General features: G+C 42.0%; 12 protein-coding genes. 2 read left to right on the forward strand and 10 right to left on the reverse strand.

Features of this window, described 5'->3' with window-relative positions:
• Positions 1–47 precede the first annotated feature (47 nt).
• The 4 genes from V6259_RS11125 to V6259_RS11140 all read right to left on the reverse strand — a co-directional run bounded on the left by V6259_RS11125 (position 48) and on the right by V6259_RS11140 (position 4,111).
• A complete protein-coding gene (locus V6259_RS11125) occupies positions 48–362 on the reverse strand; it encodes an SCP2 sterol-binding domain-containing protein (protein ID WP_133010460.1) in 315 nt (104 codons plus the stop codon).
• A 101-nt stretch (positions 363–463) separates the two neighbouring features.
• Positions 464–2,269 carry an acyl-CoA dehydrogenase C-terminal domain-containing protein gene (locus V6259_RS11130; RefSeq protein WP_341584563.1) on the reverse strand — a complete coding sequence of 602 codons (1,806 nt, stop codon included), beginning with the start codon at positions 2,267–2,269 and terminating at the stop codon, positions 464–466.
• A 210-nt stretch (positions 2,270–2,479) separates the two neighbouring features.
• Positions 2,480–3,550: a CobW family GTP-binding protein gene (locus tag V6259_RS11135; protein WP_341584564.1), complete on the reverse strand. Its 1,071-nt coding sequence runs from the start codon at positions 3,548–3,550 to the stop codon at positions 2,480–2,482.
• A gap of 27 nt (positions 3,551–3,577) precedes the next feature.
• Entirely contained in the window at positions 3,578–4,111 is a 534-nt protein-coding gene (locus V6259_RS11140) for an RNA methyltransferase (protein WP_341584565.1), read from the reverse strand.
• A 190-nt stretch (positions 4,112–4,301) separates the two neighbouring features.
• On the opposite strand from V6259_RS11140, the gene V6259_RS11145 reads away from it, so the two are divergent.
• Positions 4,302–5,162, forward strand: a complete 861-nt coding sequence (locus V6259_RS11145) for a TraB/GumN family protein (protein ID WP_341584566.1) — start codon at positions 4,302–4,304, stop codon at positions 5,160–5,162.
• Between the two features lie 33 nt (positions 5,163–5,195).
• Here V6259_RS11145 and V6259_RS11150 read toward each other — a convergent pair whose 3' ends face one another.
• On the reverse strand, positions 5,196–5,393 hold the full coding sequence (locus V6259_RS11150; RefSeq protein WP_133010455.1) for a CPXCG motif-containing cysteine-rich protein: 198 nt from the start codon (positions 5,391–5,393) through the stop codon (positions 5,196–5,198).
• A 113-nt stretch (positions 5,394–5,506) separates the two neighbouring features.
• Between V6259_RS11150 and V6259_RS11155 the strand changes: the two genes are divergently transcribed.
• Positions 5,507–6,250 carry a class I SAM-dependent DNA methyltransferase gene (locus V6259_RS11155; RefSeq protein WP_341584572.1) on the forward strand — a complete coding sequence of 248 codons (744 nt, stop codon included), beginning with the start codon at positions 5,507–5,509 and terminating at the stop codon, positions 6,248–6,250.
• 37 nt (positions 6,251–6,287) lie between these two features.
• Here V6259_RS11155 and V6259_RS11160 read toward each other — a convergent pair whose 3' ends face one another.
• The 5 genes from V6259_RS11160 to V6259_RS11180 all read right to left on the reverse strand — a co-directional run bounded on the left by V6259_RS11160 (position 6,288) and on the right by V6259_RS11180 (position 10,137).
• Positions 6,288–6,566, reverse strand: a complete 279-nt coding sequence (locus V6259_RS11160; RefSeq protein WP_133010454.1) for a hypothetical protein — start codon at positions 6,564–6,566, stop codon at positions 6,288–6,290.
• Positions 6,567–6,644: 78 nt separating this feature from the next.
• Positions 6,645–7,292, reverse strand: a complete 648-nt coding sequence (locus V6259_RS11165; protein ID WP_341584567.1) for an NAD-dependent epimerase/dehydratase family protein — start codon at positions 7,290–7,292, stop codon at positions 6,645–6,647.
• Between the two features lie 108 nt (positions 7,293–7,400).
• Positions 7,401–8,399: a branched-chain amino acid aminotransferase gene (locus tag V6259_RS11170; protein WP_341584568.1), complete on the reverse strand. Its 999-nt coding sequence runs from the start codon at positions 8,397–8,399 to the stop codon at positions 7,401–7,403.
• 272 nt (positions 8,400–8,671) lie between these two features.
• Positions 8,672–9,547, reverse strand: a complete 876-nt coding sequence (locus V6259_RS11175) for a diguanylate cyclase domain-containing protein (protein WP_341584569.1) — start codon at positions 9,545–9,547, stop codon at positions 8,672–8,674.
• A gap of 137 nt (positions 9,548–9,684) precedes the next feature.
• A complete protein-coding gene (locus V6259_RS11180) occupies positions 9,685–10,137 on the reverse strand; it encodes a hypothetical protein (protein ID WP_133010450.1) in 453 nt (150 codons plus the stop codon).
• Positions 10,138–11,002 lie beyond the last annotated feature (865 nt).

Raw genomic sequence — 11,002 nt, forward strand, 5'->3', positions numbered from 1 at the left:
AAACGACGCTCGGGCTATGACTATCTTGAAGTGCTCATTTTATATTGTTATTGAGGGAATATTTCCGTCAATTTAGTGGCCAACATAATATCTCCTTCAGCACGAATTTTACCCTGCATAAAAGCAGCCATGCCATCTAATTCCCCAGACATTACACTTTTTAACGTATCTAAATCCATATTCAGTGTAACGGTTGGATCGTCATGATCACCTTCGCCTAACGTGCACGTACCATCATCAATGGTCAGATGATAGCCAGCCCCTTCTTCCATATCAAATTGAAAAACGGCGTCCAGACCATCTGCCTGATCTGCATCAAAACGCGCTACCATATCATCAAAAACAGCTTTAGCTTCGCTCATAAATCCATCCTTTCATTCATTCTAATCTTGTCTATTTCAAGATGCCCACCCAAAAGACGGTGGGCACCTTTCTTATTTATTCGTTACTTATCATCAGTAATTTAAGCATTCAGAAAAAGAAAATCATCTTCATCCATTGCTAGTAAATTACCTGCACCTGACAGCATAGCTTCTGCATGAGCTCGGGTACGTGGCAACAAACGCTCATAATAGAAAGTCGCTGTTTGCAGTTTCGCCGTATAAAAACCTTTCTCGTCAGAACCTTCATCCAGTTTTGTTTGTGCGGTAACCGCCATGCGTGCCCAGAAATAAGCCAACACAACATAACCTGAAAACATCAGATAATCGACAGATGCAGCACCAACTTCATCTTTATTACGCATCGCCTTCATACCAATTTTCATGGTGAGGTCACCCCATTCGCCATTTACTTTATCTAAAGCAGAAATGTACGATTTAAAGCGTTTATCCCCTTTATTCTCTTTACAGAATTTATGAATAATTTTAGTAAAGCGTCGTAGTGTCGCCCCTTGCGTCATTAGTACTTTTCGGCCTAATAAGTCCAAAGCTTGAATACCAGTCGTACCTTCATACAACATAGCAATACGACAATCTCGAACGTTTTGCTCCATTCCCCATTCTGCAATATAACCATGACCACCAAACACTTGAAGACCTTGGTTGGCTGCTTCAAAACCTGTTTCGGTTAAGAAAGCTTTAGCGATTGGTGTAAGGAGAGACATTAATTCATCGGCTTCTGCTTTTTCATCATCATTACCGTGCTTGGTTTTATCCACCAATAACGAACAATAATGGATCATGGCACGGCCGCCTTCAGCAAAGGCTTTTTGTGTCAGTAGCATACGACGCACATCAGGATGAACGATAATCGCATCGGCGGCTTTATCAGGCGTTTTTGCACCAGATAAAGAACGCATTTGTAAACGATCTTTCGCGTAAGCGACTGAGTTTTGCAATGCCCATTCAGAATGAGCAAGACCTTGTAATGCCGTACCGAGACGCGCCGTATTCATAAAAGTAAACATACAGTTCAGGCCGCGGTTTGGCTGTCCGATTAGGAAACCCTTAGCACCGTCGAAGTTCATCACACAGGTAGCATTACCGTGAATACCCATTTTATGTTCAATGGAACCACAAGCCACTTGGTTACGATCACCCATGTCTCCGGCTTCTGTTACATTGAATTTTGGAACGATGAAAAGAGAAATACCTTTAGTGCCTGCTGGCGCATCAGGAAGTCGAGCCAATACGATATGGACGATATTTTCCGCCATATCATGTTCACCCGCAGAAATGAAAATCTTTGTACCAGTTAATGAATAACTGCCATCCGCTTGTGGCTCGGCTTTGGTTTTCAGCATACCCAAATCCGTACCGCAATGAGATTCTGTAAGGCACATGGTACCAGTCCACTCACCAGAGACAAGCTTAGTTAGATACGTTTGCTTTTGTTCATCAGTCCCATGTTGCTCGATGGTATTCATCGCACCATGGCTCAAACCTGGGTACATACCCCAAGACCAATTTGCTGTCGCAACCATTTCAGTAACCATCATACCCAGAGAGTCAGGAAGACCTTGACCACCTACCGCTTCAGGATGAGACAAAGAAGGCCAGCCGCCTTCGACATACTGTTGGTAAGCTTCTTTAAAGCCATCAGGTGTCGTAACAACACCATCGTTAAACTGACAACCTTGTTGATCTCCAACTCTATTAAGAGGAGACAGCACTCGCTCTGAAAATTTGGCGCCTTCTTCTAGAATGGCAGACACCATATCTGGCGTCGCTTCTTCTCCACCAGGCAATGTCGAATAATGACTATGGATATCCAACAGCTCTTCGGTGACAAATTTAATATCGCGTAAGGGTGCTTTATACTCAGGCATAACCTATTGACCTCTTCTTGTTTTTATCTTGCCTCGGTTTATGAAACAAACCCAGTTCTATGGTTGAAAGAGTCGTCCATAAGCGAGTTTCTCTCAATAACAAAAGGCACCAAGATTAATGACAAAATTAATCACTAGCATTTTCCGCTTAATATTAAGCATAAAAAACCAAAGACATTAAAAGAAGATTTACCGGCATATTAGAAGAAATTAATCGATTTTAGAAACAAAATCTAACACATTCTGCACCCAAAGTTCATCATCAAGACCGATCACCTCAAAGCGACTATCTTGCTGCCAAACTGACACTTTCACAGACAATTCACCACGAGATCCATTTATAAAAAGCGCTTGCCCAGAATCTAAGACAAAAACCCCCTTCATTCGATAAATATCACACAGAGAAATCAGAGCATTTAAACCGACACGCAATAAGGACTCATCAAATACACATTCCCGTTGCCACTGCCATCCGATGACTTTCATACCATCTTGCTGTTTTAAATAATGTGCAGTGAGAATATCTGCTTGTTCGTGATGTTCGTGATGTTCGTGGTGTTCGTGGTGTTCGTGATGTTCGTGGTGTTCGTGGTGTTCGTGATGTTCGTGGTGTTCGTGGTGTTCGTGAGTATGAGACTTCGTCTCGACATTATTTACTTCTGAAGACGAGACATTTCGATGGAGATGAGGGTCTAAATTCACACTTAATAACGACATAGGGTCTGTGATTAGAACTCGTTCAGAATCAATCGAACGCAACTGACAATAGTCTTTTAAATTATCAATATCAGCCCGTTGATATGACGATACATGGCTGGCAACAATGGTGTCAGCGCAATCAATTTGATCGTTAAAAGTGACATGCTGTGTATAACGATTATCCGACAAATTACGCGCATCAAGCACACAAAACACACCAGTAACCAAAAGTACATCTTGGTACTGTTGCGCTTTTAAAGAGTCAATAATTTGCTTAGGATGACCCAACCCAGAGGGCTCAATAATAATTCGATCTGGGTTTTGTTGCCGTATCAATTGGTTTAATCCCTGCGCAAACGCCGCCGACGTCGTACAGCAAACGCAACCGCCTGGAACTTCTTTGATGGCAACACCCGTATCAGAAAGTAAAGCCCCATCTAGACCAATATCACCAAACTCATTAACCAGCACCGCCCACCGTTCATAAGGGGGCGCCTGAGCCAATAAGTCACGAATCAAGGTGGTTTTACCCGCGCCTAAAAACCCAGTAATTAGGGTAACTTTAATACCTTGATATCGCATTTTTACTCCTACAAAAACAACAAAACACTACGCTCGTGTTGTGCGCACTTTGACATTATTATTCACATCTTTACTGCGTTTGATCAGTTCATCATCGGCGACTGCTCGAGCGGATTTCGCCAAGCGATCATACAATAAAACATTCACCGAGGCCGCTAAGTTCATGCAACCTATCGTTGGCACAAACACCACATAATCAGCACGATCAACGACTTTTTGGCTGATAGTGCCGTCTTCAGGTCCAAACACATACAAGGCTTTTTCTGGGTGCTCGAAGGCAGGCAGTGGTGTTGCACCTTGAATCAAATCCACACAGACAATTTTTGTCTCAGCATCCACAGCATCAATCAATTCATGCGCACCCAACGACTCAATATTAATTAAAGGGATCGAGGCATGGGCTTTTTTAGTATCCGTCGATAATTTAGCCGCGCGATCATAGCGTTGCCCTGAATACAAAACTTGATCCACCTGATAACAGCCAGCCGCACGCATCACCGAACCGACATTAGACGTACTTTTCGGGTTTGTTAATCCAATCGCAACAAAATCAGTATTCATGTGGGGTAAATAGACCTTAAGATAACGAAGCACCACAAAAAAGGCGCTATGAAAAAGGACAAATCATATCATTCTTTTGATCAATTCCTATCAATAAGGCAACACCTCGCAAGCACTAGATGAAAATTGCTCCGGCCATTCAATTCACGCTATGCTGCTTATCTTTATGCCACTATTACGAGTACACAACATGTCATTTATTAAAAAATGTGGTTTGACATTGTTTGCAGCCGCGGCGTTTCAAACTCAAGCAGCGTCGGTTTGGAAAGTCATGTCAGGCACTCATACCCTGTATCTTGGTGGTACCATTCACATTTTAGCGCCAGAAGACTACCCTCTTCCACAAGCGTACGATGAGGCCTATCGCGCCTCAGATAAAGTGGTATTCGAAACGGACATTCAAGCACTTAACTCCCGTGAATTTCAGCAAAAACTGGTCAATCAGCTGTCTTACTCCGACGGCACCACTATTGATCAAGTACTAAAGCCAGACACTTATCAGGCGCTGGCTCGGTTTCTGGAAGAGCGCCATATCCCTATGGATAAAATGGCGACATTGAAGCCCAGCCTTATCGCCATGACACTCAGCATGATAGAACTGCAATCTCTTGGCTTTACCAGTGAAGGCGTAGATCAATTCTATTCAGCCAAAGCCGTTATGGATGATAAAAACCAAGCTTGGTTAGAAGCCCCACAAGATCAAATCAATGTATTAGAAAGCTTAGGCGCTGGTGATGAAAGTAAGATGATCGACTATTCTCTGCAAGACATAAAAGACATGCCTAGTACAGTTAATGAGTTACGAAAGATTTGGCGCGATGGCAATATGACCGCCATGGCAGATGCCACCATTACCGACTTCAAAGAAGACTATCCAGAGATCTACCAAACGCTTTTGGTAGAACGAAATAATCATTGGTTGCCGCAAATTAAAACCATGCTCAACGACAACGGTACTGAATTTATTATGGTGGGTACCATGCACCTTGCCGGTCCAGATGGACTCTTGGCCAAATTAGCCGCCAGCGGTTATCAAATCGAAAAACTTTAATCCGCGACGCTTTTTTACATTTAATCAACGAGACTAAAAAGTCTCGTTTTCTGTATGCACAGACACAATCGGCAAACCATCAAACCCGATACCCACATGAAAAACTATTGGGCGACAACAGACCTGACAATCTTCTATATATTCCTGCTCTTCCTCTAGCACTTCTACCATCACGCTAATAACCTCACCACAGTAAGGACAAGAAATGTCCCTTTCCAGTAACTCGTCCATTCATTCACTCCTCGTATTTTGACTTCGCAAAGGGCGGCGATTGATATATTATGCGCCACTGTTTTTTCATCGCCGTTGTCACTATAGGTTACATGGCACCTAGCAAGGTAATTATGTCTTATAACGCGTTATACACTGACTTGTCTGGTTATTACGACCTCATGTGTGCCGACATTGACTATCAAGGTCAAAGTAGCAGCGCTCAGCGCCTTCATCAGATTTTTGGCAATGGTGGAAAACAGCATTTAGATTTAGCTTGCGGCACTGGCCCTCACATCGCTCACCTAGCGCAAAACGGCTTCACTTGTCGTGGTTTAGACATTAATCAGCCCATGTTAGACATCGCCAAACAACGTTGTCCTGATGCTAATTTTGCGCAAGGCAATATGTGTGATTTTTATACGGAAGAAACGTTTGATTTAATCACCTGCTTCTTGTATTCGATTCATTACAGCGGGGATTTAAATAACTTAAAAGGCTGCATAACCAGCGCACATCAAGCGCTCGCCAGCGGCGGAGTATTTTATTTTAACGTAGTGGACAAACGTCAGATTGATAATACCCTGTTTGCCAAACACAGCGTGCAACAAGATCAAGATCTATTTCATTTTAGCTCCGCTTGGCACTATGTCGGTGATAGCGAAAAACAAACACTCAATGTGCGGATCGACAAAACCACTGACCAACAAACACTCACCTGGCAAGACGAACACCCCATGGTGGCGCTCAACTTTGATGAATTAGAAGCATTATTAACGCCGTATTTCGACGTCCATGTTTTCGAGCATAATTACGAGAGCATAACACCATGGAACAAGGTTTCAGGTAATGCCATTTTTGTTTGTGTTAAGCGTTAATCCCAACGAGTTTTTGCTTTTAATAGATTCGAGTCTGCTACTTATTTTTCCAAATTTTAGAAACAGCGCGATCACTGCCTAGAAAGCCCACTATTTCACAAACTAAACCAACACCTAAAAAAACAACGATTGGAATAATCCCACCTGCTTCCGTAAATTTAATCGCTAAAAACAAAGAGGCGAGCGAGATAGCAAGAAATAACAGTCCCATTATGATTAATATTTTTCTATGCGAGTCCTTATAAACATACTCGCCTTCACCTTTCTCAAAAGACACCAACAGCGGTGAACATAATTTTTTTAATAACGCTTTCATAATAACCTTAGAATAGTTAATACAGTAAGTAACCATAATACCAAGCAAGAAAAATGCCGATACTCAAAAACAAATACTCTAATCGACAAAAACGTCGCTCAACGTTAATAATTCGAACTTACTCCCTGAGGATTGACTCACTTGAACCATTTTCATCGCCACCTCCGAGCCTAGTATTGGACGATAACGGCGCAACCAAGGCAACCCTGCAATCACCGGAGTCAACCAACTTGCCAGTGTCTCAGCCAAACGAAAATCCGCACGTTCCCCCAACAACAAAGATGGTTGAAAGACACTGACACGAGGAAAAGACAACGCTTTAATTTGATCTTCAAGCTCACCTTTCATACATAAATAAGCACTTCTGCTGCTGGCATTTGCACCACTTGAAGACACCAAAAGATAATGTGATACACCTTGCTTAAAGGCGAGCTTCGCGGCATTCAGCTGATAATCAAGGTCGACTTTTCTCTGCGCCTGAAGCGATCCCGCTTGTTTCAATGTGGTACCCAAACAAGAGAACAAGATATCCGCTTTAAAATACGCTTCATACTCTTCCAGCCGATCAAAATCCACCAGTAGATTATCCACCTTAGCCGCTGGATGAGACACAGCTCGGCGCGTTAAGGTTACGATTCTATCAATCGATTCAATGCGCGCGAGCTGATCCACCAGCGCACGCCCTACTAAACCAGTCGCGCCAATTACCACGGCGGTTTTACCCATATATCACACCTTTTTTCTGATGTTGATTACGACGGTTAAAAAAACATAAAAAAAGGCCAGAGAACACAACCTCTAGCCTTTTTTATAACACGATTTTATGCACGCAAGTTAAGCGATTTTTGTTAACCAGTTATGCGTATCTGGCGCATTGCCCCATTGAATGTCATTCAATGCTTTACGCAATTTTTCAACAACCGGCCCAGGTTCACCAGAACCCACCTTGATGTCTTCGCCATTATGAATAAAAGTGCCAACAGACGTTAGTACGGCCGCCGTACCAGACAATGCCGCTTCAACACCCGGTTTTGCCGCACGCTCAAGCAATTCAGTAACCGTAATATCACGCTCAGTAACCGTCATCCCTAGATCCGCTGCCAAGGTCAATACAGAAGAACGTGTTACGCCATGAAGGAAGCTAGAATCCAGTGCTTTGGTGATGATTTCATTGCCATCGATTAGCAAGAAATTCGCCGCGCCTGTTTCTTGTACGTCGCCATTTGGGCAGAACAAGATTTGGTCCGCTTGCACTTCTGCTTTGGCGTTCATCGTTGGGCCCAATGCACTGGCGTAGTTACCACCACTCTTAATCATGCCCATATGTGGTGCACAACGCATACCATTTTCTTCCAAAAGCAAACGTAAGGCTTTAACACCACCGGTGAAATAGTCTCCTACTGGCGACAACAAAACGTACATCATAGAAGCAATACTAGGAGTCGCAGCTTTACCAATGGCGGCTTCAGTCCCAATGTGGGTTGGGCGAATGTACAAAGACCCTGGTGGCTCAGGCACTTCATCAGCGTATTCGGCCACGACATCTAAAATCATTTGAGAGACTTGTTCTTTATCGACCGCTGGCAAAGCCAATAACTCACTACTTTGAGCAAAACGATTGATGTTTTGATCCATACGGAAAACATGAATACTTCCATCTGCATGACGAAATGCTTTTAAGCCTTCAAAACAAGTACTTGAGTAATGTAGAACATGAGCACCTGGGTGTAACTGAATACTCTCTGCAGAAACAAGCTCAGCTTTACTCCACTGATTATTTTCAAATGTTGTCATTGCCATCTTAGGCAAAAACACGCTACCAAAAGCCGCCATTATTGTGTCCTATTAAGTAAGATGAATACGATCTAATATCGCCTTGATAAACGGGTAAAAAGCTCTCCTAGTATAAAAAGCCCACCCGATGATGAACGATAGTAAATCAGATTAGTGCCGCAAGAAAGCGAATCAGAAAGAGCATTGCCCGTAAATGAATTATTTTCAGTATTTTTGCGTATTTGAACAATTTAAGAGAGCTCAAAAGGCGAGATATAAAAAGAATGAAGCACGAGTGACAAACAACATGGGAACTAACAACCCAACGAGCGTTACAAGGTAAACACAGAAATTTGATTACCTCCGGCATGCTTGGATTGATACATAGCATGATCCGCATGTTGAATCAAAGCCAACACATCATTGGAATGCTCAGGATAATGAGCAATACCAATACTTGCCGTTACATTGAATTCAAAACCCTCTAAGAAATACGGAGCGGCAATTTCCTTACGAATTTTCTCTGCTACCTTATCGCTGTCGTTCGTTACGCTAATACCATTTAGCAATACCAGAAACTCATCCCCGCCTTGCCTAGCAACACTGTCCGATTCGCGCACACTCAAAGCCAAGCGACCGGCAATCGCTTGCAAGAGTTTGTCACCCATTGCATGGCTATAATCATCATTAATTTCTTTAAAACCATCTATGTCGATAAACAGCAAAGACAGCAGGGTCTTTTCGCGACGGGCTCGATTTAATCCATTTTGTAAACGATCTAAAAACAACGAACGATTAGGCAAATCGGTTAAAGGATCATGACGCGCCATACGCTCTAAACGCGCCTCCATTTGCTTACGCTCGGTAATATCATGGGCAACTGCAATGCGATACTGGTGTTTTTCCGACCATCGAGCAGACCATAAAACATGAACAACACGACCACTTTTATGCACCCAACGATTCTCAAAGCGAGGCTTTAATTCTCCCTTTAAAAGATGCTCAACCACCTCATGAGTTTTTTCTACATCTTCTGAAAACAGCATGATATCCATCGGTTTACCAATTACTTCATCCGGCGTATAGCCAAACATATCTTCAAACGCGGCACTGACAAAAACAAAATTGCCCGCACGATCAACCACGCAGACAGCATCGAGCATCAACTCTAAAATATCAGGAAGGTGAATGCATTCACTGACTCTCATATAAGACTCCGTCTCTCACGCACCTATCAAAACAAAATACACTGAACATCAACCACTTTGAGCGGGTGATGTTCCAGCCGTTCAACTAATAACCCATATCATTAGAAAACCCATGTGTAAAAGAAGTAAGCACCTATTTATTGAACAAGCTCTTGGCTTTTCTCGACTGGCTCGCTATAAAAAATGGCTTCGCCTGATACTTTCGCTTTTGGCAAAGAAAAACCAGAACCAATTGAGGCTCCTAGCCCACCCGTCCCAAGTGAAAGTCCCAAGCCAGTCCCTAAGCTTTGAAAAGAACCTTCTGAAATACTGTCTAAAATAATGCCATTAGCACCAATTTTGGCGGCTTGATCTTTTAACTCTTCTTTAGCCTTTTCCAGCCGTCCGGCATCAGAAAAGCCCTTTTCACTCGACGCCTTCACTTTACCCAATCTTTCGTAAGTAAAATCAGGTTTATGAGAAAAAATAGTGACCTGCTCAGGTTTAATAGCGGGACGCTTGTTTCCCGTTAATTCATAGGAGCCAGACGCGCAACCTAGTAAATAAAAAGGGACGATTAGTATGGATAGAAGCTGGATGACTTTTAGCATAAAAACTCACACTCACTATTCAAAAGAAAACATAAAACCTTGCACACCCAAGGCGAAGACCAGTGCAGCCTTACACTATCAAGATATACCAGTTTTTAGCCGCACACCAAAAAATCATCAAAAAAATAAAGACTACGGTCCGACTTAATTTACGCAATATCTTTAAAGAAGACACAAAATGAGAATCAAATAAAAACAAAATAAATCATAAAAAATGACATTTCATTACAAAAACTTACCTTTACTTACAGGTTATCACAAAGCATTCTAAAAGTGATGATGTGCAAAACGAGCGTATTGATTGCTAATAGCTTTGCTAGAAGCTGACTTGGCGACAAATCAATACAAAACACTAATAAATTTTAGTCATTGTTTTAGTTATCTTTTTTATTAATTTTTAATGTAATAAAGGTATTTTTTACAAAGGTAAAACGTCAAGATCTTGCACTTTTAGTTGGATTTTATAAATACCGGCCGAATGTGCAAAGAAGGTAAAAAATACTAAAAAATCTCAAGAAATAAGTTTATCGATTAAGACATCTAATCAGTAACTAGGCAGTAAAGAAGGAAAAACAATACAAAATAGAGAAACTTAAATTTAACAACAACGTGCGATACAAATAAATACATGCACTCCTCTACTTAAATAAGGAACGTAATACATGAAAAAAATTATTTTCACTCTTGCCGCGCCTTTACTATTAGCAGCAACCGCAGCTAACGCAGCAACAGTACTTAAAACGTGAGCGTCCGGGCATCACCACCTAGGCAAGCTCAAATTATTATCTATTACTTTTTTTCATTTCTGAGTGGCGTAAAACGACAAGTGGATCTAAGGTTATAGATAGACAGAGAGCAAGGGATT

The sequence above is a fragment of the Marinomonas sp. TI.3.20 genome (assembly GCF_038155025.1).
Taxonomy (GTDB): domain Bacteria; phylum Pseudomonadota; class Gammaproteobacteria; order Pseudomonadales; family Marinomonadaceae; genus Marinomonas; species Marinomonas flavescens.